This is a genomic window from Streptomyces sp. NPDC026092 (genome assembly GCF_040638605.1).
Classification (GTDB): domain Bacteria; phylum Actinomycetota; class Actinomycetes; order Streptomycetales; family Streptomycetaceae; genus Streptomyces.
Genome location: NZ_JBEZYN010000003.1, coordinates 466,421 through 489,649, shown reverse-complemented (window position 1 = coordinate 489,649; position 23,229 = coordinate 466,421). Strand labels below are relative to the sequence as shown.

The 23,229-nt window shown below is 73.3% G+C and carries 17 protein-coding genes; 6 read left to right on the top strand and 11 right to left on the bottom strand.

The genetic code is table 11. The annotated features are described in order from the left end of the window. Positions 1 to 156: 156 nt before the first annotated feature. Positions 157 to 2,127: an acetoacetate--CoA ligase gene (locus AB0F56_RS07215; protein ID WP_362005053.1), complete on the bottom strand. Its 1,971-nt coding sequence runs from the start codon at positions 2,125 to 2,127 to the stop codon at positions 157 to 159. A 217-nt stretch (positions 2,128 to 2,344) separates the two neighbouring features. On the opposite strand from AB0F56_RS07215, the gene AB0F56_RS07210 reads away from it, so the two are divergent. Further along, complete coding sequence (locus AB0F56_RS07210; RefSeq protein ID WP_362005050.1) at positions 2,345 to 4,699, top strand: glycoside hydrolase family 31 protein; 2,355 nt, start codon at positions 2,345 to 2,347, stop codon at positions 4,697 to 4,699. A 122-nt stretch (positions 4,700 to 4,821) separates the two neighbouring features. Here AB0F56_RS07210 and AB0F56_RS07205 read toward each other — a convergent pair whose 3' ends face one another. Then, entirely contained in the window at positions 4,822 to 5,382 is a 561-nt protein-coding gene (locus AB0F56_RS07205; protein WP_362005048.1) for an NUDIX domain-containing protein, read from the bottom strand. Here AB0F56_RS07205 and AB0F56_RS07200 point away from each other — a divergent pair. From AB0F56_RS07200 to AB0F56_RS07190, 3 genes are all read left to right on the top strand, one after another. Beyond that, entirely contained in the window at positions 5,381 to 6,190 is an 810-nt protein-coding gene (locus AB0F56_RS07200; RefSeq protein ID WP_362005045.1) for a M15 family metallopeptidase, read from the top strand. The genes AB0F56_RS07205 and AB0F56_RS07200 overlap by 2 nt on opposite strands. A 183-nt stretch (positions 6,191 to 6,373) precedes the next feature. Beyond that, the gene (locus tag AB0F56_RS07195; RefSeq protein ID WP_362005042.1) at positions 6,374 to 6,874 is read left to right on the top strand and encodes a zinc ribbon domain-containing protein; all 501 of its coding nucleotides are present in this window, start codon (positions 6,374 to 6,376) and stop codon (positions 6,872 to 6,874) included. Next, the gene (locus AB0F56_RS07190; RefSeq protein WP_362005041.1) at positions 6,871 to 8,058 is read left to right on the top strand and encodes a lipid-transfer protein; all 1,188 of its coding nucleotides are present in this window, start codon (positions 6,871 to 6,873) and stop codon (positions 8,056 to 8,058) included. The genes AB0F56_RS07195 and AB0F56_RS07190 overlap by 4 nt, the downstream gene beginning before the upstream one ends. Before the next feature lie 21 nt (positions 8,059 to 8,079). On the opposite strand, the gene AB0F56_RS07185 is transcribed toward AB0F56_RS07190, so the two are convergent. From AB0F56_RS07185 to AB0F56_RS07170, 4 genes are read right to left on the bottom strand one after another with little or no spacing between them, the layout of a single operon-like run. Beyond that, the gene (locus AB0F56_RS07185; RefSeq protein ID WP_362005038.1) at positions 8,080 to 8,682 is read right to left on the bottom strand and encodes an ATP/GTP-binding protein; all 603 of its coding nucleotides are present in this window, start codon (positions 8,680 to 8,682) and stop codon (positions 8,080 to 8,082) included. Then, positions 8,663 to 9,124, bottom strand: a complete 462-nt coding sequence (locus AB0F56_RS07180; protein WP_362005036.1) for a DUF742 domain-containing protein — start codon at positions 9,122 to 9,124, stop codon at positions 8,663 to 8,665. The genes AB0F56_RS07185 and AB0F56_RS07180 overlap by 20 nt, the downstream gene beginning before the upstream one ends. Positions 9,125 to 9,137: 13 nt before the next feature. After that, positions 9,138 to 9,578 (bottom strand): roadblock/LC7 domain-containing protein, encoded by a 441-nt coding sequence (locus AB0F56_RS07175; protein WP_362005033.1) that lies wholly within the window; start codon positions 9,576 to 9,578, stop codon positions 9,138 to 9,140. After that, the gene (locus AB0F56_RS07170; protein WP_362005031.1) at positions 9,575 to 12,319 is read right to left on the bottom strand and encodes a nitrate- and nitrite sensing domain-containing protein; all 2,745 of its coding nucleotides are present in this window, start codon (positions 12,317 to 12,319) and stop codon (positions 9,575 to 9,577) included. Before AB0F56_RS07170 ends, AB0F56_RS07175 begins: the two co-directional genes overlap by 4 nt. Positions 12,320 to 12,747: 428 nt before the next feature. Here AB0F56_RS07170 and AB0F56_RS07165 point away from each other — a divergent pair, with 428 nt between their 5' ends. Next, a complete protein-coding gene (locus AB0F56_RS07165) occupies positions 12,748 to 13,176 on the top strand; it encodes a hypothetical protein (protein ID WP_362005119.1) in 429 nt (142 codons plus the stop codon). A 139-nt stretch (positions 13,177 to 13,315) separates the two neighbouring features. Here the strand turns inward: AB0F56_RS07165 and AB0F56_RS07160 are convergent, their stop codons facing one another. From AB0F56_RS07160 to AB0F56_RS07140, 5 genes are all read right to left on the bottom strand, one after another. After that, on the bottom strand, positions 13,316 to 17,995 hold the full coding sequence (locus AB0F56_RS07160; protein WP_362005028.1) for a hypothetical protein: 4,680 nt from the start codon (positions 17,993 to 17,995) through the stop codon (positions 13,316 to 13,318). Between the two features lie 60 nt (positions 17,996 to 18,055). Beyond that, positions 18,056 to 19,024, bottom strand: coding sequence for a hypothetical protein (locus tag AB0F56_RS07155; RefSeq protein WP_362005027.1), 969 nt, complete (start codon positions 19,022 to 19,024; stop codon positions 18,056 to 18,058). Next, complete coding sequence (locus AB0F56_RS07150; RefSeq protein WP_362005025.1) at positions 19,021 to 19,353, bottom strand: hypothetical protein; 333 nt, start codon at positions 19,351 to 19,353, stop codon at positions 19,021 to 19,023. Before AB0F56_RS07150 ends, AB0F56_RS07155 begins: the two co-directional genes overlap by 4 nt. Next, the gene (locus tag AB0F56_RS07145; protein WP_362005022.1) at positions 19,350 to 20,885 is read right to left on the bottom strand and encodes a hypothetical protein; all 1,536 of its coding nucleotides are present in this window, start codon (positions 20,883 to 20,885) and stop codon (positions 19,350 to 19,352) included. The genes AB0F56_RS07150 and AB0F56_RS07145 overlap by 4 nt, the downstream gene beginning before the upstream one ends. 113 nt (positions 20,886 to 20,998) lie before the next feature. Continuing rightward, a complete protein-coding gene (locus tag AB0F56_RS07140; RefSeq protein WP_362005020.1) occupies positions 20,999 to 21,721 on the bottom strand; it encodes a GntR family transcriptional regulator in 723 nt (240 codons plus the stop codon). 182 nt (positions 21,722 to 21,903) lie between these two features. Here AB0F56_RS07140 and AB0F56_RS07135 point away from each other — a divergent pair, with 182 nt between their 5' ends. Further along, entirely contained in the window at positions 21,904 to 23,184 is a 1,281-nt protein-coding gene (locus AB0F56_RS07135) for an MFS transporter (RefSeq protein WP_362005018.1), read from the top strand. The last annotated feature ends 45 nt before the right edge of the window (positions 23,185 to 23,229 follow it).

Sequence of the window (23,229 nt, the reverse complement as noted above, 5' to 3'; positions counted from 1 at the left end):
CCGGAGGTCGGGTGGGGGTGGGCTCCGCACACGGGCGCGGGGCGCGGCGGGGACCCGAGCTCTGGGTGTGGGGCGGCCCGTCCACAGCGCGCGGGCCGGAGTTCGGGGTCGCCTCCCAGCCCTCGCGGTGCGGGGCTGGGAGGGGCGCGCTGGGAGTTACTTGTTCCGGGTTTGGGCCAGGGATTCGTAGAAGTGGAGGAGGTCCAGGTTGTCCACCGAGCCTGGGTTGACGGCCTTCGACAGGGGGGTGCCCTGGAGGAGGCGTTTGATGGGGACCTCGATGCGCTTGCCGGTGAGGGTGTGGGGGACGGCGGGGATCTCGATGATCTCGTCGGGGACGTGGCGCGGGGAGAGTTCGGTGCGGATCGTCTGCTTGATGCGGGCGATCAGCGCCTCGTCCAGGGTCGCGCCGTCCGCGAGGTGGACGAAGAGCGGCATCCAGTAGCCGCCGTCCGGCTCTTCGAGGCCGATCACGAGGGATTCGCGGATCTCCGGGAGGCGTTCGACGGCCTCGTAGATGTCCGCGCTGCCCATGCGGACGCCCTGGCGGTTCAGGGTGGAGTCGGAGCGGCCGTGGATGACGACCGAGCCGTGGTCGGTGATCGTGATCCAGTCGCCGTGGCGCCAGACGCCCGGGAACATCTCGAAGTAGCTGTCGCGGTAGCGGCTGCCGTCCGGATCGTTCCAGAAGCGGATCGGCATGGACGGCATCGGGTTGGTGACGACCAGCTCGCCGACCTCGCCGATCAGCGGCTTGCCGGACGGGTCCCAGGACTGGAGGTCCGTACCGAGGCCGGCCGCCTGCAGTTCGCCGATGTGGACGGGGAGCGTGGGTACTGCTCCTGCGAAGCAGGAGCAGACGTCCGTGCCGCCGCTGACCGAGGCGATCCAGAGGTCTGCCCGTACCTCGTCGTGCAGCCAGCGGAAGCCGTCCGGCGGGAGCGGGGAGCCCGTGGTCGCGACGCACTTGATCGCGGAGAGGTCGAAGTCCCTGCCGGGGTGGACGTCCGCCTTCGCGCAGGCCATGACGTATGCGGCGGAGGTGCCGTACAGGGTGGCCCCGGTCCGTTCGGCCACGCGCCACTGGGCGCCCGTGTCGGGGTAGCCGGGGCTGCCGTCGTAGAGGACGACCGTGGTGCCCGTGAGGAGGCCCGAGACCAGGAAGTTCCACATCATCCAGCCCGTGGACGTGTACCAGAAGAACACGTCCTCGGGGCCCAGGTCGCAGTGCAGGCCGAGCTGCTTCAGGTGCTCGATCAGGATGCCGCCCTGGGACTGCACGATGGCCTTGGGCAGGCCCGTCGTACCGGAGGAGTACAGGACCCAGAGGGGGTGGTCGAACGGGACCTGCTCGAAGGTCGGTTCCGTGTCGGCCGCCGTGAGCGCCGACCAGGCGAGCGCTCCCTCGGGGGGCTCGGTGCCCAGGACCGGGATGTGGACCACGGCACGGAGGGTGGGGAGTTCGGCGCGGAGTTCGGCGACCGTCTCGCGGCGGTCGTGCTCCTTGCCGCCGTAGCGGTAGCCGTCCACGGTGAACAGGACGACCGGCTCGACCTGCTGGAAGCGGTCGAGGACGCTGCGGGCGCCGAAGTCGGGCGCGCAGGAGGTCCATACGGCGCCGACGGCGGCGGCGGCGAGCAGGGCCACGACCGCCTCGGGGATGTTGGGCAGGTAGCCGCTGACGCGGTCGCCGGGGCGCACGCCGAGGGCTCGGAGTTCGGCGGAGAGGGAGCCGACCTGGCGGCGCAGCTCAGCCCAGGTGATCGGACGCGGCTCATGTGTTTCGTCCACATGGAGCAGGGCCGTGTCGTGGGGGCGCTCGGTGGCGGCGCGCAGGGCGTGCTCGGCGTAGTTGAGGGCGGCTCCCGGGAACCACTCGGCGCCGGGCATCGAACGGTCGCCGAGGACCCGCTCGTACGGGGTGGAGAAGCGGACGTCGAACCACTCGGCGACGGCCCGCCAGAAGGACTCCAGGTCCTCGACCGACCAGCGGTGCAGGGCCGGGTAGCCGCCCGTGGCCGGGGCTCCGTGGTGTTCGGCGGCCCAGGCCTGGAAGCGGGTGACCGCGGCGGCGGCGATGTGCGCCTCGTCCGGCTGCCAGAGCGGTTCGGTGTGCGCTGATGTCATGTGGGGTGGCTCCCTGGGCGTACGCGGGGTCTGCGTGTGTCCCGCGCACGTGCTGGGGTGTGCGCGTGACGCGGCTGACAGGGACGATGCCATGGGAGCGGCGTTCGCACCAGGGTTCCCCGCCCATGGTCGGGCTGCTGAATATGTGCTCTCACCACGGGTGAACGGCAGTTGAACGAACCCCGCCAGGCCCAGGCCCAGTGGCAGGCTGAGCAGCATGGACGGTCGTGAGCTGGTGCGTTCGGTGAGGGTGTTCGGTTCGGTGCGGGGATTGCGGGCGGTGCGTTCGGCGTGGCGGCAGCGCAGGACGGACGCGTGGGGGTTGCCGCCGAGGGGTGAGGAGCGGGCGCGGGTGCCGGGTCCGGTGGGCGAGGCGGAGCCGCTGCCGGGCGGCGGGATCGTCAGTTTCGCCCGCTCGGAGCTGCGGATCAGCGTCTCGGCGGGGGGCACGGTGTTCTGGGGCTGGGACGGGGCCGAGCAGCTGCCGTCGTACGCGCTGGCCGGTCAGGCTCCGGAGCCGGATCCGCGGGCCCGGCTCGAACCGGACACCGACGGCGGCTGGCGGGTCGTCTCCGAACGGGTGACGGTCGCGGTCTCCCGGCACGGGGCGGTGGAGCTCCGTACACCCGGTGGGGTGGTCCTGCGCCGGGATCTGCCGCCGCGCTGGTGGGAGCCGGTGGCGGGCGGCCCCGCGCGGTGGGTGCAGCGCAGCGAGGTGCCCGCGGACGCGCGGTTCTTCGGGCTCGGCGGGCGGGCCTCGGGGCCGCGGCTGCGGGACGGCACGTACCGCCTCTGGAACACCGACCCGAAGGGACGCTTCTCCCCCGGCGACGATCCGCTGTACATCACGATGCCGGTGCAGTTCGTCGTCGCCGACGCGGGCACCCATCTGGCGTTCCACGACAGCACCTGGGACGGGCAGGTCACCCTCACCGAAGGTGAGGAGGGGGCCGGTTCGGGGCACGACCGGCCGGGGACCAGCGAGGTCCGGATGAGCGGGGGGCCGCTGCGCTGCTGGGTGGTCGTCGGGACCCCCGCGCGCGTGCTCCACGGCTGGGCGGCGCTCACGGGTGCGCCGGCGCTGCCGCCGTCCTGGGCCCTGGGGCCGCAGCACGCGCGGTGGGGGTTCGGCAGCGAGCGGGAGGTACGGCGCGTGGTGGCGGGCTACCGCGAGCGGGGGCTGCCGTTGTCCGTGCTCCACCTGGACATCGACCACTACGACGCGCATCAGGTGTTCACGGTGGACCGCGAGCGGTTCCCCGATCTGCCGGGGCTCGCGGACGAGCTGCGGGAGCAGGGCGTACGGCTGGTGTCGATCGTCGACCCCGCGGTGAAGGCGGAGCCGGGGAACGCCGTCTACGACTCCGGGACGGCGGCCGGGGCCTTCGTCCGCGACGGGCGGGGCAACGAGGTCCACGGGGTCGTGTGGCCCGGCGAGTGTGCCTATCCGGACTTCACGGACGCGGCGGTACGGGAGTGGTGGGGCGGTCTGTACGAGGAGCGACTCGCGCAGGGCTTCTCCGGGGTCTGGCACGACATGAACGAGCCGGTCTCCTTCTCCCCGTTCGGCGACCAGACGCTGCCGCGCTCGGCCCGGCACGCCCTCGATGGGCGCGGCGGGGACCACCGCGAGGGCCACAACGTCTACGGGCTGACGATGGCGCGGGCCGGCTACGAGGGGCTGCGCCGGCTGCGGCCGGACGAACGGCCGTTCCTCTTCTCCCGCTCGGGGTGGGCGGGCATGCAGCGGTACGGGGGGACCTGGTCTGGCGATGTGGCGACCGGGTGGCCGGGGCTCCGGGCGTCCCTGTCGCTGGTCCTGGGGCTCGGGCTGTGCGGGGTGCCGTACTCGGGTCCTGACGTGGGCGGCTTCGACGGAAGCCCCTCGCCGGAGCTGTTCCTGCGCTGGTACCAGCTCGGGGCGTGGATGCCGCTGTTCCGTACGCACGCGGCGATCGAGGCCGGGCGCCGCGAGCCGTGGGAGTTCGGCCCCGAGGTCCTGGAGCACGCGCGCGTGGCGCTCGCCGAACGGGAGCGCATGCGGCCGTACTTCGTGACCCTCTCCCAGCTCGCGCGGCTGACCGGGGCCCCGTACATCCGGCCCGTGTGGTGGGGGGCTCCGGAGGACCGGGCCCTGCGGGACTGCGACGACGCGTTCCTCGTGGGCGACGCGCTGCTCGTGGCCCCTGTGCTCGCCCGGGGCACCGACCGGCGGGCGGTGCGGCTGCCCCGCGGCCGCTGGTACGACACGGCGACGGGGCAGGCGTACGACGGGCCGGGCCAGGTCCTGCTGGACGCGCCCTGGTCCCGTATCCCGGTGCTCGCGCGGGCGGGGTCGGTGATTCCGGTCCGGGGCGAGGACGGGGAGCTCGCCCTGGAGGTGTGGGCCCCGGCCGCCGGGCGGACCGGTGGCGGACTCGTCGTACGGGACACCGGTGACGGGTGGGAGCCCGGCGAGATCGAGCGGTACGCGTCGCGCCTGGTGGACGGGCGGGTGGTGGTGGAGCGGGTGACGGACGACGGTGCGGCCGAGGTGGAGCTGCCGGTGCGGGTGCGGGGGGTGGAGGGGTAGGGCGGCCCGGCGGGAAGTGGGGGATCGAGGATCGGAGATTGGATATTGGACATCGGATATTGGATCCATGATCCGATATCCATGATCCAATCTCTGGATCCGATCTCCGATCCCCTTGGGCCTCAGGTGTACTTGCCGGCGAACCAGCGGCGGGCCGCCTCCGTGTGCAGGGGGAAGGCCAGTTCCGTCGGGGCGCGGAGGATGTGGTGGCCGCTGGTCTCGTCCGTCGGGGCGGAGGGCGGCAGTTCGTCCGCCGCGCGGGTGGGGAGCAGGCCGAAGAGAAGCAGGTGGCCGCCCGGGGAGCTGAGCGCGTCGGCGAGGCGTACGTCCTCCGCGGACGCCTCGATCCAGGTCTCCTCGCGCAGTTCGCGGACGACGGCGTCCCGCCAGTCCTCGGATTGGTCGATGAAGCCGCCGGGGAGGGCGATGCCGCCCAGCGCCGGTTCGATGGTGCGTGTGATGACGACAAGTCCGGTCCCCCGCGCGTCCGTGACGGGGAGCAGGGCGATGGCGACGGGCAGCGGGTTGCGGTAGGCGACCGCGCCGCAGGCGGCGCAGGTGCGGGGCCAGTCGGTCGGTTCGGCGTAGCGGGCGCCGCAGCTGGAGCAGTAGGTGTCCTTCACGTCTGGACCGTACGCGATCACTCTTTCCCGTACCCCGCGAACCTGATAGACGGTGCGCATGACGAGATTCGCATCTGCCTTACGTACGCTCGGTGTTCTCGCGGCCGCGGGGCTGCTTGCCGGCACAGCCGCCGCGCCGTCCGCGCAGGCCGGGCCGGAGCCGGAGGCGCCGAAGGAGTTCGTGGCGCTGAGCTCCGTGGACCGGACGATCCTTCAGGAGATGCGCTACACCACGGTGCACAACTTCGTGGGTGAGCGGGTCGACGGCTACCGGCAGCCGCTCTGCATCCTGACCCGTCCGGCCGCCGAGGCGCTGCACCGGGCCCAGGTGAAGCTGCGCGCGCGGGGCTACACGTTGAAGGTCTACGACTGCTACCGGCCTCAGCGGGCCGTCGACCACTTCGTGCGCTGGGCGAAGGACCTGGAGGACGAGCGGATGAAGAAGGAGTTCTATCCACTCGTCGACAAGTCGAGGTTGTTCGCGGACGGTTACATCGCGGAGAGGTCGGGGCACAGCCGGGGCTCGACGGTCGATGTGACGATCGTGCGGCTGCCGGCTCTGCCCACGCGCCCGTACGTGCCCGGTGAGCCGCTGGTGGAGTGTTCCAAGCCTCGGGTCGAGCGGTTTCCGGACAACTCCGTGGACATGGGTACGGGCTTCGACTGCTTCGACACGCTCTCGCACACCGACGATCCGCGGATCCAGGGGGCCCAGCGGGCGAATCGGCAGCTCCTGAAGGAGACGCTCGCCGGGCAGGGCTTCGTGAACCTGCCCGAGGAGTGGTGGCACTTCACCTTCAAGCCGGAGCCGTTCCCGAGCACCTTCTTCGACTTCCCGGTGGCCCGGCGGTCCGTGGCCGGGCACTGACGGAGGGGCGACGAAGGGACGAAGGAAGGAACGAGCGGCCGGGACCACCCCCGTGGGCCCCGGCCGCCCGTTCCGTACGTAGGGACGCGATAAAGGCCCGTACGGTTCTCAGCGCGCGGCATCCATGACAAACTTCCTGACGCTTCGTCAGGTACAGGTGATCTCGGGGTCGGGGAGGCCGTCGTGACACGGACGCGCAGGCCGGTGGTGGCCGGATGGTTCACGGACGACAGCGGCGGGGCCGGGCCGGGCGGGGAGGCCGAGTTCCGGCTCCTCGGGACCCGCTGCACGGCCTGCGCCTCGGTCTTCTTCCCGCGCGAGGACGGCTGGTGCCGCAACCCCGGCTGCGCGGGCGGCGGAACGCTCGTCGAGACGCCGCTCTCGCGACGGGGCCGGGTGTGGTCCTACACCGACGGCCGCTACCGACCGCCCGCGCCCTACGTCTCCGACCCGGACGCTCCCTGGGAGCCGTACACCCTCGTCGCCGTGGAACTGGAAGCGGAGGCGATGGTGGTGCTCGGGCAGGCGGCGCCGGGGGTGCGGACCGCGGACCTCGCCGTCGGCATGGAGGTCGAGGTGGTGCCGGGCGTCCTCAACGAGGACGACGAGTACATCTGGACCACGTGGAACTGGCGGCCCGTCCACGCGCGCGTGGAGCGCGAGGCAGAGGGGGAGCGGTCATGAACGACATCGCCGTCCTCGGTGCCGGGATGCACCCGTGGGGCAAGTGGGGCCGGAGCTTCGTCGAGTACGGAACGGCGGCGGCGCGGGCGGCCCTCGCGGACGCCGGCATCGGCTGGCGGGACGTCGGCTCGGTGGTCGGCGCGGACACCGTGCGGTGCGGGTACCCGGGCTACGTGGCGGGCGCGACGTTCGCCCAGGCGCTCGGCTGGCAGGGGGCGCGCGTCACCAGCGTGTACGCGGCCTGTGCCTCGGGCGCGCAGGCCGTCGGCACGGCGCGGGCCCAGATCCTGGCCGGCCTTGCGGACGTGGTCCTCGTCGTCGGCGCGGACTCGGCGCCCAAGGGGTTCTTCGCCCCGGCGGGCGGGGACCGGCCCGACGACCCCGACTGGCTCCGGTTCCGCGTGCTCGGGGCGACCAACCCGGCGTACTTCGCGCTCTACGCCCGCCGCCGGATGGCGCTGTACGGCGACACGGTGGACGACTTCGCCCAGGTGAAGGTGAAGAACGCGGCGGCCGGGGCGCTCAACCCGCTGGCCCGCTACCGCAAGACGGTCAGCGCCGAGGAGGTCGCCGCCTCGGCCGTCGTCGCCGATCCGCTGCGGCTGCTCGACATCTGCGCCACCTCGGACGGGGGCGCGGCGCTCGTGCTCTCCAGCATCGAGTTCGCCCGCCGCCACGGGCACCCGGACCCGGTCCGTATCCGGGCCGTCTCCACCGTCACGCCGACGTACCCGAAGGCCGTCCTCGACCTGCCGGACATCGCGACCGACTCGGCCGTCGCCGTCTCCCCCGCGCCGCACACCTTCCGCGCGTCGATCGCCCGCGCGGCGTACGAGGAGGCGGGGCTCGGGCCCGAGGACCTGTCGCTCGCGGAGGTGTACGACCTGTCCACCGCGCTGGAACTGGAGTGGTACGAGGACATCGGCCTCTGCGGGACCGGTGAGGGCGCGAAGCTGGTACGGGACGGGGTCACGGCCCTCGGCGGCCGTGTCCCGGTCAACACCAGCGGTGGTCTGGGGTCGTTCGGCGAGGCCGTGCCCGCCCAGGCCATCGCGCAGCTCTGCGAGCTGACCTGGCAGTTGCGAGGCACGGCCGGAGACCGGCAGGTGCCGGGAGCCCGTGCCGGCATCACCGCCAACCAGGGGCTGTTCGGGCACGGTTCGGCGGTCGTCGTGGTGCGGTGAACTCAGCGGGTGTCCCGCCGATCAGGGGGCCACGGGCGCGCCCTGGTCGGCCAGGACGAGGGCGTGCTCGACGACCGCGACGAGGACGTTCTTGACCGACTCGCGGTCGCGCGCGTCGCACATCAGCAGCTCGACCTCCGGGTCGAGGTCGAGCGCGCCCCGGACGGTCTCCGTGGGGAACCGCCGGGCGCCCTCGAAGCAGTTGACGGCGACCGTGAAAGGGATGCCGCGCCGTTCGAAGTAGTCGATCGCCGCGAAGCTGTCCTCCAGGCGCCGGGTGTCCGCGAGGACGACCGCGCCGAGCGCGCCCTGTGCGAGCTCGTCCCAGAGGAACCAGAACCGGTCCTGCCCGGGCGTGCCGAACAGATAGAGCACCAGGTCCTCGCGGAGCGTGATCCGGCCGAAGTCCATGGCGACCGTGGTCGTCGACTTGTTCTCCACGCCGTGCAGATCGTCGACGGGCCGGCCGGCCTCGCTGAGGATCTCCTCGGTGCGCAGGGGTCTGATCTCGCTGACGGCGCCGACCAGCGTCGTCTTGCCCACCCCGAAGCCGCCCGCGACCAGGATCTTCAAGGTCACCGGTTCGACGAGCGGCTTGGTGCGGCTAGAGCGCCCGAAGGCCATTGATCACCTCGCGGAGAATGCTCACGTCCGGCAGCTCGGCCGGCGGAACGGGGCGGGTCACATGGACGAGTTCGTCCTCGACGAGATCGCCGACGAGGACCCGGACGACCCCGACGGGGAGGTCGAGTCCGGCGGCGAGTTCGGCGATCGACTGGGGGGTGTCCGAGCAGCGTTCGACGATCTCCACGTGTTCCGGGGACAGGGTCTGGTCCCGGCCGGGGTCGTCGGCGGCGAGCTCGGGCACCACCAGGGCGATCAGGTCGAGACGGTGGCGGGTGGCGGTGCTGGTCCGGCCGCGGGTCATCGCGTACGGACGGACCACCGGCCCGGCGTCGTCGTCGAACCAGTGGTGGGCCGGCTGGGCGCTCTGGTCCCACGAGTCCGGGGCGCGCTCGCCCTCGGCCGTGCGCCCGACCGTGCCCTCCGTCGTGCCGTCAGTCATGGTGTCCCCCCACTCACCCTCCGGCGGTCAGCCCGGAGCGAGGCGCCGTCCCCAGGTGGATGCCGACCCGCTTGACCATCAACGTCATCTCGTACGCGACCTGGCCGACGTCCGAGTCGGCCTCGGCGAGCACGGCGAGGCAGCTGCCGTCGCCCGCCGCCGTGACGAAGAGGAACGCGTCCTCCAGTTCCACCACCGTCTGGCGGACCTTGCCGGCCTCGAAGTGGCGTCCGACGCCCTTGGCGAGGCTGTGGAAGCCGGAGGCGACGGCGGCCAGGTGCTCGCCGTCCTCCCGGGTCAGGTCGGCGGAGGCGCCGGTGGCGAGTCCGTCGCTGGAGAGCACCAGTGCCTTGCGGATGGACCCGACCCGCTGGACCAGCTCGTCGAGGAGCCAGTTCAGCTCGCCGTTGCCGTTTCCGGAGGTGTGGGTTGCTGCGGCGTTCGGTGCGGTCATCGACCGTCCCCCTCGGGTGTCGTTCCTGGTGCTGTCGTCTCGGCGTTCTGCCGTCGTCCGCGCTGCCAGCCCCGTTGCATCGAAGCCATGCGGTCGCGCACTTCCTCGGCGTCGCGCTCGAAGTCCGTGCCGGCCGGGGCGGTGGAGCCCGTGGCGGCCGTGGAGTCGGTACGGTCGTCCGTCTCGCGCAGCTGGGGCGCGAGGCTCGCCTGCCGGACCCGGCGGGGCAGCCCGCCGAACGGCGCCGGGCCGTCGGGCGGTACGGGGACCAGGGTGGGCGGGGTGGGCGGGGTGCCTCCGCTTCCCCTGCCCCTGCCCTTGCCGCTGCCGGTGCCGCCCGTTCCCGGGGCCTCGGGGTCCTGCGCGGGGATCGGGTGGGCGCGGCCGGGCTCGTCCACGCGGCGGCCGCGGTCCACGACGAGCGTGGGCGGACGGCGCCGGGGCAGCGGTACCGGGCCGCGGTCCTGGGACCTGTCGGGCGACTGGTCCGGGGTCTGCTGGTGCTGCTCGCCGTCCGGCGCGGGGGCCGGGGCGAGGCCGCGACGGTGGCCCCGGGGCCGGAAGAGGCCGCCGCGCTCGCTGTCGGTGTCCTCCACGTCGGCCGCGGAGGGCTTGAGGAGCTCGTCGAACCCGGCCGTGCCCAGGGGCGCTTCGAGCTCGACGGGGCCGTCGAGCGGCACGCGGAACGGCGTGTCGAGCCCGCCGTCGGAGCCGCCGTCGAGCAGCGAGTGGGCGCCGGACCGGGTGGGTCCGGTGACCGGTGCGGCACCGCCCGGGACCTTGGTGAGCGCGGGCCTGCGCTCCGTGGACATCCGGTCCAGGCGGAAGCCGGCGCCCTCCGTCTCGGGGGCGTCGGTGAGCAGGGCGGCCGGGATGAAGACGACCGCGGTGGTCCCTCCGTACGGCGAGGGCTGCAGCGAGACCCGGACGTTCTGGCGCTGGGCGAGTCGGCTGACCACGAAGAGGCCGAGGCGGTCGGTGTCGGAGAGCTCGAACTCGGGGGTCTCCGCGAGGCGCAGGTTGGCGTCGAGCAGCAGGTCGGGGTTCATGCCGAGGCCGCGGTCGTGGATCTCGAGGGTGAAGCCGTTCGCGACCCGCTCGCCGAGGACCTGCACGGCGGTGTGCGGGGGCGAGAACACCGTGGCGTTCTCCAGGAGTTCGGCGATGAGGTGGGTGAGGTCGGCGACGGCGGGGCCGCCGACGCCGAGCCGGGGCAGGCGCCGTACCTCGATCCGCTCGTAGTCCTCGACCTCGGCGACGGCCGCGCGGACCACGTCCATGAGCTGGACGGGCTTGCGCCACTGACGGGAGGGCGCGGCGCCGGAGAGGATCACCAGGCCCTCGGCGTGGCGGCGCATGCGGGTGGTCATGTGGTCGAGGCGGAAGAGGTCTGCGAGTTCCTCGGTGTCCTCGGTGCGCCGTTCCATGGTGTCGAGGAGGGTCAGCTGGCGGTGCAGCAGGACCTGGTTGCGGCGGGCGAGGTTGACGAAGACCTCGGAGACACCGCGCCGGAGTTCGGCCTGCTTGACGGCGGCCTCGACGGCGGCGCGCTGGAGGGTGTTGAGGGCCTGGCCGACCTGGCCGACCTCGTCGTCCTCGTACCGCAGGTGCGGCACCTCGGTCTCGACGTCGACGAGTTCGCCGGCGGCGAGGCGGCGCATCACGCTCGGCAGCCGTACGCCGGAGACCTCCTGGGCCTCCTTGCGGAGCCGGCGCAGGTCGCGGACGAGGTCGCGGCCGACCCGGACGGAGACGACGACGGAGAGGAGCAGGGCGAGGAAGCCGAGGACGCCGGCGATGCCGGCCTTGAGGAGCACGCTGTAGGCGGCGGGCTGGACGCGGTCCTGGTAGCGGTCGCCCGCGGCGGTGTTCTCCCGCGCGAGGTCGTCGAGGACCGGGGTGGCCCGTTCCTCCCAGCGCGCGGCGGTGACGGCGCGCGGGTTCTTGGTGGGACCCGCGGCGATCAGGTCCTCCTCGGCGCTGCGCAGCGGCTCGGTCTCGGGGCTGCCCCAGTAGCGCTCGAACCGCTCGCGTTCGACGGTGGGGAGGATCTCCAGGTTGACCTCGTACAGCAGCTTGCGCTGGGCGACGAGATCGCTGATCGCGCGGATCTCCTCGGCCGTGACGCGCTCGGACTTGAGCGCGGAGAGGACCAGGGCGTCCTCGCGGGAGAGCATCTCGCGGCCGCGCGTGACACCGACGAGGGCCCGGCCCTGCTTGTCCATCTCCACGTTCTCCAGGGCGTGGAGGGTGGTGAGGAAGCTGTAGCAGGGGTCGACCAGGCGGTTGTAGAAGTCGAGCGCCTGAATTCGGCCGATGCTGCGGTTCTCGACGGAGCGGCGCAGGGCGTCCAGGCCGTCGAGGGCCGTGAGCAGCGAGTCGAGGCGCTGCGAGGCGACGGGCCGCATCTCGTCGCGTACGCCGGAGTCGGCGGCGTTGCGCCGGACCAGGGCGATCTGACGGTCGGTGGCCTCGCGCTGCTTGCGCAGGGTGGTGAGTGCGTCGGAGGCGCGCGGGTCGGCAAGGTAGACGAGCGACTCGCGGCGCTCCTTCTGGATGACGCGCGCCGTGTCCTCGATCGGGTAGCCGACCTTCTCGACGATGTAGCCGACGTCGAGGAGTTGGTCGGCCTCGCGGCCGGTGAGCACGGTTGCGAAGCCCCAGAGCGCGGTGAGGGAGACGAGCGGTACGAGCAGCAACGCCACGATCTTCCGGCGGATGGACTTCCCGCGAAAGCGCATGGCCTCCCCCAGTTCGGCAGGCCCCCGCCCGGCGCGGAGGTCCTCCTGTGCGACGCGCGGCGTCAACACACAGCGTCAACCCAGGGCGTCAACCATCAGCTTCAACAATTGGCGGCGCGAGCCTACTACTGCATCACAGCCAACTCGAAGGCGCATCCAGGCGATTTTCAGCCTCTTGAGTGAGTGTTGATCTGGAGATGTCCCGCTATCCGGGGAGTTGAGATTCCGCAATGTGGCGCAGGACACGTGGCTGAACCTTGCGGTAGGCCGTCGAACGGATGGCTGGAATTTTTCGTTCCGGTATGGGGGTGGGGAAACCTTTTCCCCCCGCTGAGCGTCTTTGTCCGTGGGGAGGGGTGCGTCCGAGTAAAGCCGCTCAAGACGGGCAGCCACCCCTGAGGACGTCTGCGGTGGGGAGTGACGAAGCGATGGAGCACGAGGCGCGGTCCGCGCGGCAGTTGTGGGTGGAGGACGAGAAGGCCCGGCGCCGTATGCCGGACCCGGTGCGTACCGCCGCCGTACGAGCCGTGATGATCACGTCGATCACACTGGTACAGGCCGTGGTGGCCTTCTTCTGCGCGGTCACGAGTTCGTGGCTGGCGTTTCCGATGCTGCTGTCCACCGTGGGCAGCACGGTCGTGGCGACCTGGAGCGTGCTCGATGTCTGGGTGACGCGCCAGGTCTGGCGGCAGCGGAACGGCGTGGTGTCCGAACCGAGCAGCACGGCGCGCCCGTCGCGCCGCGAGCGGCGCCGGGAGCAGAAGGCCGCTCGGACCGTCTCGGAAGGCGACCCGGGCGGACACGGGGCCCCGGTCCTACGGCGCGCGGAGACACCGGCGCTGTCCGAGGCGGCCTGAGGGCCGGAAGGATCGACGGCCTATCGACGGCCTGAGGAACGGACGGCATGAGGGCCTGACGGCCTGAAGAACGGACGAGAACGGCCCGGTCCCCTTGCGGGGCCGGGCCGTTCGCCGTTGGACGCGCTATCGGGCCGCGTCACCTCTGCGCGGGCTCCGGCTGCTCCTCCGGCGAACGACGGAACATCCGGGTCGCGGTGATCTCGCCGTGGACGGCGCCGTCCTCGACGGTCGGCTGCGGAAGGCCCGGCCGCAGGTGCTCCTCGACGCTGATGTACTTCAGTCCCGCCCGCAGGTCCGCGTCGTTGCGCAACCGGATGACCAGCGGGAACTCGGCGAGCGCGGTCGTGTCGAACAGACCGGTCGTGTACAGCAGCTGGACGCCGAGAGCGTCCGAGACGGCCCGCTGGAGTTCCAGCAGGTACGTGGCGTTGGCGCGGCCGATCGGGTTGTCGAGGAACAACGTGCCCGCGTGGCGGTGCTTGTCTCGGCCCCGGTCGTTGGAGCGCAGCGCGGCCATCGTGCAGTAGAGGGCGATGGCGGCGGTGAGGAGCTGGCCGCCCGAGAAGACGTCGCCCATCTGTCCGACCGGCACGCGCTCGGCCCTCAGCACGGCGTCCGGCTTCAGGATCTCGACCGCGATGCCACGCGGCTCCAGAGCCGCCTGAACACCCCGCAGGAGCAGGGACATGCCGTCGCGGCGCAGGTCGGAGTTCTTCTTTACGGCGGCCCGGGTCGCCTCGTCGATGACCTCGCCGAGCCGCTCGGTGAGCGTGGCCTGGTCCGGCTCCTCGAAGCGGATGCGCAGGAACTCCTGGCCCGACCACTCGCCGAGCCCCTCCGGCAGCCGCGACAGACGCTGCGCGGAACGGAGCGTGGTCAGCGCGGACTCCACGAGCCCGCGCAGCCGGTCGACGATGGAGTCGCGGTTGCGCTCCAGCTGCTCCAGCTCGTCGGTGAGGACGCGGAGCCGGGGCGCGAAAGCCTCGGCCCACTTCGCGGCGTGCTCGGGGAGCGCGGCGGCGGGCAGTTCGCGGATCTGCTGCCGTGCAGGAGTACGTACCTGCTCGTAGCGGGTCGAGTTGGCGTGCCGGACGAGGATGTCGCTCGCCTCGCGGACGGCCGCGTCGGCGCCGGAGAGGTCGGCCGAGCAGCCGCGCAGCGAGCGGCGGGCCTCGGCGGCGGTCTGCCGTGCCTCCTCCAGCGTGCCGGGGTACGGCTCCGGGCCGTCCTCCTCGTCCTCGGTGTGGTCGCGCATCAGGTCACGCAGGAGGGCCGCCGTCTCGTCGAAGCCGCCGGCGGCGTCCTCGGCGGCGCGGTGGGCGCGCAGGAGACCGGTGTGCGCGGTGCGGGCCGCCTCCAGGGCGTCGCTGCGGGCCGCGAGTTCGGTGGTCGCGGTACGGAGCAGGGCCTGGGCGTGCTCGGCGTCGGCGGGGACCAGCTCCTCGGGGAGTTCGGTGTGCGCCTCGCCGTCCTCGGGGGCCAGCCGCTCGGACTCGCCGCGGAGCCGGCCGAGCTTCTCGCTCGCCTCGGTCGCCCGGCTCTCCAGCATCTGCACGAGGGACTCGGCGCGGGCGGCGGCGGCCTGCCGGGAGGGGCCGTCGGCGCCGTCGGTGGACTCCAGGAGCTGTTCGGCGCGGACGCGGACCTTGTTGGTGAGACGGTCCAGTTCGGCGAGGGCGGCGGACTCGTCGCTCTCGGCGCGCGCCTGTTCGGCGCGGAGGTCGGCGCCGACGCCGACCTTCTCGTACAGCTGGGACGCGGCGCGGTAGGCCTCCCGCAGGGTGGGGAGCGCGGTGCGCGGGGCGTCCGCGTCCTCCTCGGGGAGCTGGTCGGGGGCGCCGGCGATCTCGGCGCGCTCGGCGCGCAGGGCCCGGGCGGTGCGGTGGGCGTCGTCGGCGGCGCGCTGGGCGGCGCGGCGGTCCTCGTCGGCGGCCCTGGCGCGCTCCAGGCAGGTCTGGGCGCGGGCCTCGGACTCGGTCGCGTCGTCGGCCAGTTCGCGGAGCTTGGCCTGCCAGGCCGAGCGCTCGCGCAGCCGGAACGCCAGGCCCGCGAGGGCGTCGGCGGCGCGGCGGGCGCGCTGCGCGGCCTCCTGCCGTTCGTCGCGTACGCGGGCGGCGTCGGCGGCGACCTCGTCGGCCTCCGCCCGTACCGTACGGGCCTCGGTGAGCGTGACCGCGGCCGCCTCGGCGGTCTCGCGGGCGGTGGTGGCGACGGCGGCCAGCTCGGCGAGCATGCCGGGCGGGCAGTCGGCGCGCCAGGAGCCGATCCGGGCGGCGAGCGAGCGGTCGCCGGTGAGGCGGGCGGCGAGCGTACGGATCTCCTCGTCGCGCGCGGCGGCGCGGGCGCGCAGGGCGTGCCGCTCCTCGTCGGCCGCGTGCTCGTCGTGCATGGCCGGGTTCGGCGGGACGAGGAAGACGCCCTGGTCCTCGCCGGATTCCGGGCTCGGCACGGGTGCCAGGAGCGCGGCGGCGGTGCCGACGGCGACCGTGGAGCGCGGCAGCAGGGCGGCCGTGCTCAGCACCTCGCGGGCGCGGGCGTACGAGACGGGGTCGGTGATCACGACACCGTCGACCAGCTCGGGGCGGGCGGCAAGGACGGCGGCGTGGTCGGCGGGGTCGACGGCCTGGGCGAGGTAGCGCCAGCCGGGGAGGGCCGGGATGCCCTGCTCGCCGAGGTACTCGACGGTGTGGAGCACGTCCGGGCCGGGCGGCAGAAGCCCGCCGTCGCCGAGGGCGCCGAGGATGCGGGAGTCGTCGGCGGCGGCGGTGCGCAGGTCGAAGAGCTGGCGCTCGGCGGAGGCGATGGACTGGTCGAGCAGGCTCCGCAGTTCGTCGGCGTAGCGGTCGAACTCGGTGACGGTGAGCGGGCCGGGGGTCCCTTCGGGACCGGTGATTCCCTCGGGGGCGTCCGGGGCGGCAGCTCCGGGGCCGTCCTCCCCCGCGCGCTGACCGGGCAGCGGGGAAGCGGCCTGCGGGGGCAGGCTGAGGAGTTCGGCGAGGCGGGCGTCGTCGGCGAGGGACTCGGCCGCGCGGCGCTCCGCGCCGTAGGCGTTCTCGGCGGCCTCGGCGGCGTCCGTGGCGCGGGCGGCGGCGAGTTCGGCGCGGGACTCGGCGGAGGCGGCCTCGCGGGCACGGTCGGCCGCCTCACGGGCGGCGTCGCGGGCCGCGTCCCAGGCGGCGACCGCGGTCTTCTCGGCGTCGCTCGCGGCGAGGGCCGCGCGGGCCGGGTCGGCGTCCGGGGCCGAGTCGTCGAGCCAGCCCGCGCGTACCGCCTCGGCCGTCTCCTGCTCGACCTCGGCCAGGCGCTGGCGCAGGTGCCCGGCCTCGCTGCGGGCGCGCTGGGCCTCCGTCGCGGCGACGGTCGCGTCGCGGTGGGCGGTCTCGCCGGCCTCCTGGAGGGCGGCGGAGCGCTCCTCCTCCTCGGCGGCGTGCCGCTCACCGTCCTCGGCGGCCGCGTGCAGGGCCCGTACGAGGTCGGCGGCGGCCTTGGCGCGGGCTGCGAGCGCGGGGGCGGCGTCCCGTTCGGCCTCGCGGATCGCGGCGGCCACGCGCGCGGAGCGGTCGCTCGCGGCCCGGTGGCGGAGCACGGCCTCGGCGGCCTGCCAGGCGGAGTGCAGCGTGCGGGCCTCGATGAGCTCGCGCCGCTGGGAGGCGGCGCCCTTCTCGGCGACGGTCAGGGCCAGGGAGGCGTGCCGGAAGGCGAGTTCGGCCGCGATGAGGGAGCTGCGGCCGCGGGCGGTCTCGGCCTCGGAGACGGCGTGCGCGGCGGAGGTGACCTGCTGGGCGAGTTCGGCCGTACGCGCGCGTTCCTCGGTGGCGCGGGCGGAGAGCCGGCGGGCGAGCGTACGGGTGCGGCGCTCGGCCCCCGCGTGGACGTCACGCGCGCGTGCCCGGGTCTCGGCGGCCTCGACGATGCGGCCGAGGAGGTCGACGGAGCCGGCGGTGAAGTCGCGTTCGGCGGTGAGTTCGGCGCGCCGGCCGAGCTTGTTGCCGAAGCCGCTGACCAGGTCGGCGAGGCCGTCGGTGTCCCGGGTGTCGGTGACGGCCCGCAGGAGCAGGTCGGTGAAGTCGGAGTCCTTCTTGACCGCGAAGAGGCCGGCGGCCTCGCCCTCGTCGGCGTTCATCTCCCGCTGGTAGCGGAAGAGTTCGGGGTCGAGGCCCAGGTCGCCGAGGTGTTCGTTCCAGCGGTCGTGGATCTCCTCCCAGTAGACCTCCAGGTGCGGGTACGCCTTGCCCGCCTCCGTGATCGCGTCCCGGAAGCCCTTCATGGTGCGGCGGCGGCCCTGCGCGCCGGAGGCGCCCTCGACGGGCGGGCGTACGGACGTGGCCTCCGCGACGGGCAGGTTGTCCAGGCTGAGGCCGGGTCCGGGGCGGAAGGAGTACCAGGCCTCGGCGAACTTCCGGGGGTCGTTGGAGACCTGGCGTCCGCGCCACTCGCTGGCCTTGCCGACGACGACGAGCTCGCCGGTGAGGGTGTGCTGCCACTCCAGGGCGACATGGCCGCAGTCGTCGGCGAGCAGGAACTTGCGGAGCACGCCGGAACTGGCGCCGCCGAGGGTGTTGCGGTGGCCGGGGAGCATGACCGAGAAGATCAGCTTGAGGAGGACGGACTTGCCGCCACCGTTCTCCAGGAAGAGCACGCCCGCGGGGGCGGGGCGGCGCGGCGGGCCGACCGGCTCCTCCTCGAAGAACTCCGCCTGGGTGGGCGCGGGGTGGGGCACGGGCGCGCCGACTCCGCGCAGGTCCAGGACGGTGTCGGCGTAACGCGCACCGGCGGGACCGATGGAGTAGAGGCGGACCCGGGACAACTCGTACATGGCGGCGCGGCTCTCAGTCGTCTTCTGAAGCTTCTGAAGTCTGGTTCTGCGGTCTGGCGGTCAGGCGTGGAAGGGCAGGCCGGCGTCGGCGGCGAGCTCCAGGTCGTCGCCCTCGGGCGGCGGGAGGAGCGTCGCGGTGCCGTCGCTGACGGGGACCACGCCGAGGTCGATCAGCTCGGCCATGGCGGCGCTGCCGGCCATGTCGCGGACCTGGAGCTGGTAGCGGGCGGTGGTGCGGTAGGCGCCGCCCGCGTCGTCGCCGGTGCGCTGGAGGAAGCCGGATTCGGTGAGGAAGGCGACGGCCTTGCCGACGATGCCGGTGGTGGAGCCCGCGAGGCGGCGGGCGTCCTTGGTGGCGCCGGTGGAGCTGCGGCGGGCGTAGATCCGCCAGGCGGCCTCCAGGCCGGGGGCGTCGGAGGCCGGGTCGGTGTTCTCGCCCTGCTCCTCGGCGCGCTCTTCGAGCCGGCGGCAGGCCTGGCGTACGAAGGCGTCGACGCCGTTCACGGTGAGCCGGCCGATGTAGCCGTCGTCGGCGAGGTCCTCGGGGCGGGGGAAGGCCATGGCGGCGACGGCGAGGTGGGCGAGGCCGTGCAGGAAGCGGTCGGCCGAGTCGGTGTTGGCGCGGCGGGCGTAGTCGCCCATGCGGACGGCGAAGACGGAGTCCTCGCCGGCGGTGACGGCCATCCCCGCGCGCGGGGAGACCTCCAGGACGACGAGGCCGAGGCCGGTCGCGACGGCGTCGGCGAGGCGGGCGAAGGCGGGGTCCTCGCGGTAGCGCCGGAGCAGCTCGGTGTACTCGGCGTCCCGGGCCGGCAGCAGCTTGGGCTGGAGTCCGAAGGACACGAGCCGCGCGGCGTCGGCCGCGTCGGCGGGGGTCACGGCGTGCGGTGCGGCGGGGGTGGCGGTGTGCGCGTGGGGTGCGGCGGGGGTGACGCCGTGCGCGTGGGGTGCCGCCGGGTGGGCGGCGGGGGTGTGCGGGGGCTCCGGCTCGCTCCACGCGTCGGCGTGCTCGGCGTGGTGTTCGCTCACGGCTGGGGCTCCTCGGTGGGGGTGGTCGGCGGTGCGGTCGGTTCGGGGCGGGGCAGCGGGAGGCGGACCGGGGTGACTCGCACGGCGGGGCGCCGCGGCGCCGGGGCGGGCTCGACCGGGCGCGTGACGGTCAGGCGCATGGCCCGCACGTACGGCGCGGGGCTCCGGCGAACCGGCGCGGGTGGGGGCACGGGGACGACCCCCATGACCATGGGCGGCCGGGGCGGCGCGGGGACGGCCTCGACCGGGGCCGCGTCCGCAGTCGCGCCCGAAGCGCCCGAATCACCCGGCTCGGGAGTCGTCCGGGGGACCGTCTGCTCGGTGGTCATGAGGCCTCCGAGCGGTCCGCCGCCATGCCGAGCGCGTCAAGGAGCGCCGTACCGACTATCAGGTCGGCGCCGCCGAACTCCGGGTCGTCGAGCTGCGTGCCGTCGTCCACCGCGAAGAGCAGCCGCTCCTCGCCCTGGCGGTACGCCGTGCCGACCGGCGGGCTCGCGGCGTGCACGGCGAGGAGAGCGACCAGGTACGGGAGGTCGGGGTCGCCGGGGGCGCGGAGGCGGGCCTCGGCGAGCAGGCCGGAGAGGCGGCGCGGGGCGTCGTGCTCCAGGTCGAGCAGCTCCTTCGCGCTCGCCAGCTGCCCGTCGCTGAAGCGGCTGTCGTCGGGCGTGGCGATCAGGTCCGGCTCGGGCATCTCCGCGCCGAGGTGCTCGCGCTCGACGGGCGGGGTGAGGAGCATCTCGACGAGGTCGCCGACGCGCACGGACGCGGGGGTGCGCAGACCGGTGCCCCGGGCGAAGAACGCGTCCGTGACCCGGGTCGCCCGCTCGACGGGGAGCGGCAGGATCGGCGCGACGAGCTGCCCGTACAGGTCTATCCCGGTGTACGAGGTCGGGGCGGCGAAGGCCTGCCGGTCCTGCTCCGCGCGGAAGAGCGGTCCCGCTTCCAGGAGCCGGGACTGGAGCTGGGTGTGGCGGCGGATGCAGTCCTTGACGATGTCGACGAGCTCGGCGGCGCGGCGCTTGTGCTCGGGGTCCTCGGCCTCGTCGCGGGCCTTGCGGATATTGGTGAGGATCGCGTTCTCGTGGCGGTAGCGGTCGGCCACGTGGTCGAGGGCCTCGGCGATCATGTCCGGGACGGCTTCGAGCCAGTCCACCGCGCGCACGTTCCTGCGGGTCGCCTCCAGGGTCTTGCGGAGGGTCTCGGCGTACTGGACGGTGCGGTACCGCGCCTGCTCGGCGGCGAGCTGGGCGTCGGCGAGCCGGCCCCGGCTGATCAGCACCTCCAGCTTCACCTCGGCGGCGATCTGGGCGCTGGTGACATCGGTGTCCAGGGCGCCGACCAGGACGTTGACCGCTTCGTCGGTGGTACGGAGGTAGACCCCGCCGCCGTAGCCCGGGACCTCTTCGATCAGCTTGAAGTCGTAGTCGCGGCGGGTGTAGACGCCGTCGGCGCCGAAGGTGCCGTAGACGGCGCGGAAGCCGCGGTCCACGCTGCCGACGTTGATCAGGTTCTCCAGGACCCAGCGGGCGACCCGCTCGTGCTCGGCGGCGGGGCGGGCGGGGGCCTGGGCGGCGACACGGGGAAGCAGGCGCGAGACGATCTGCTCGTGGTCGGCGCCCGTGTCGAAGTCCATGTTGAGTGTGACGAGGTCGATGGCGGAGAGGGCGACCTCGGCCATCGCGTAGACCGAGTACTCACCGGCCAGGTTCGCCTTGCGCGTGTCCAGGTCGTGCAGCGGGGCGGTGCACGCGAGCGCGCGGAGGCGCCGCGCGAGCCCTTCGTCGGCGGCCGGACCCGGCGCGGGCCGCGGCCCCGCGCTGAGCTGGGGCGGAACGAGGTCCGTCGAGGCAGGCGAAGTCACGGTGCACAGATTAGGTCCTCGAACTGACAACGGTCGAAACGGCGCAGATACGACCCGGCCGCACCCGGGCCTCCGCCCCTGCAGGGTCTCGAGGCCGTCCCCACGCCTCCGCCCTACGTCTCCGCCCGCTCCGGTTCGTCGACCGCCTTCGCGTACGCCTGGGCGACCCGGGTGCGGGAGTCGTCGAGGTAGCCGGCCAGGAGCCGTTCCGCCGTCTTCCGTTCCCCGGCGAGCAGAGCTTCCAGAATCTCCTGGTTTCGTACGAGATAGGGCTCGTGCAGCCCGCGCGGGTCGTCCACGATGTGGAAGGCGAGCCTGAGTTCAGCGAGGACGCCCCGCATCAGCTCGTCCGTGCGCGCGCTGCCGGCCAGGGCGACCAGTTCGCGGTGGAAGTGGATGTTGGCGGTGGAGACGCCCTTCCAGTCCTCGGCGCGGGCCGCGGCCCGGCCCTCCTCGACAGCGGCGACGAGACCGTCCACGGCGAACGGCGGCTCCCCAAGGCCGTGGACGACGGCGCACTCGACGAGCCGGCGGGTGCGATAGATGTCGGCGACGTCCTCGACGGCGAGCACCCGGACGAAGACGCCCCGGTTGAGTTCGTGGACGAGCAGCCGCTCGTGGGTGAGCAGCCGGAACGCCTCGCGCAGGGTGTTGCGGGAGACCCCGAGCGCGCCGCCGATGCTGTCCTCGGAGAGCCGGGTGCCGGGCGGGAAGAAGCCCTCGGCGATCCGGGTGCGGAGGATGTCCGCCACGCGTTCCGCCGTGCTGGTCCGCCCGAGCAGGGCCCGGTCGTCGGCGAGTTCGCCGAGTTCACCGGATTGCCCGATTCCACCCATTCCGCCCACCGCGCCTCGTTCCTCTCGTCGTTCGCGGCCGAGTCAATCGCAGGTCGTGCCCGGAAACAAGAACGTGACGACATACCTCTTGTCGGATCGTTCAACGATCCCCTACCTTGACGACACCGCACGGTCCTTCAGCACGTCTCTCAGGCACGCTCCTCCCCCTCTGCGAGGTGCAGATGAGCACGACACAGACCCAGCAGCAGGCCCAGGGCGAACGGCCCGACGACACGGGCGCGTTCGCCTGGCTGCGCGCCCTCGGGCCGCGCGGCCGCCGCGCCTTCGGCGGCGCGTTCGGCGGATACGCCCTGGATTCCTACGACTTCTTCACCCTGCCGCTCTCGATGGTGGCCATCGCCGCCTACTTCAGCCTCGACAAGGGCCAGACAGGTCTGCTGACCACGGTCACCCTGGTCGTCTCTGCGATCGGCGGCGCGCTCGCCGGCATCCTGGCCGACCGCATCGGCCGGGTGAAGGCGCTGATGATCACGGTCATCACCTACGCGCTCTTCACCGTCCTGTGCGGCTTCGCGCCCAACTACGAGACCCTGATGGTCTTCCGCGCCCTCCAGGGCCTCGGCTTCGGCGGCGAGTGGGCGGTCGGGGCGATCCTGGTCACCGAGTACGCCTCCGCCAAGCACCGGGGCCGTACGCTCGGCGCGATCCAGAGCGCGTGGGCGGCCGGCTGGGCGCTCGCGGTCATCGTCTACACGCTGGTCTTCGCGTTCGTCGAGGCCGACCTCGCCTGGCGGATCATGTTCTGGACGGGCGCCCTGCCCGCGCTGCTCGTGGTGTACGTCCGGCGGAACGTCGAGGACGCCCCGCAGGCCGCCGAGATCCGGCGCGGCTCGGCCGAACGCGGTTCGTTCACCACGATCTTCAAGCCGCCGCTGCTGCGCACCACGCTCTTCGCCGTACTGCTCTCGACCGGCGTCCAGGGCGGCTACTACACCCTCGCCACCTGGGTGCCGACCTTCCTGAAGACCGAACGGGGACTGACGGTCGTCGGCACCGGCGGCTATCTGACGTTCCTGATCTCCGGGGCCTTCATCGGCTATCTGACCGGCGGGTACCTCACCGACCGGCTCGGCCGGAAGAAGAACATCGCGCTCTTCGCGGCCCTCTCGGCGCTGTCCGTCCTCGCGTACACGAACATCCCGCCCGGGGCGAACACGCTCCTCCTCGTCCTCGGATTCCCGCTCGGCTTCTGCATGTCGGCCATCTTCAGCGGGTTCGGCTCCTTCCTCGCCGAGCTGTACCCGACGGCGGTACGGGGCACGGGCCAGGGCTTCACGTACAACACCGGCCGCGCGGTGGGCGCGATCTTCCCGACCCTGGTGGGCTTCCTCGCCGAGAGCTGGGGCGTCGGCGGCGCGCTGGTCTTCGGGGCGATCGGCTACGGTCTGGCGGTCCTGGCGCTGCTCGGCCTGCCGGAGACCCGCGGAAAGGAACTGGTATGACCTGCGCGGTCACCGATGTGCGCGAGTCCGAGCACCGCGTCGCGG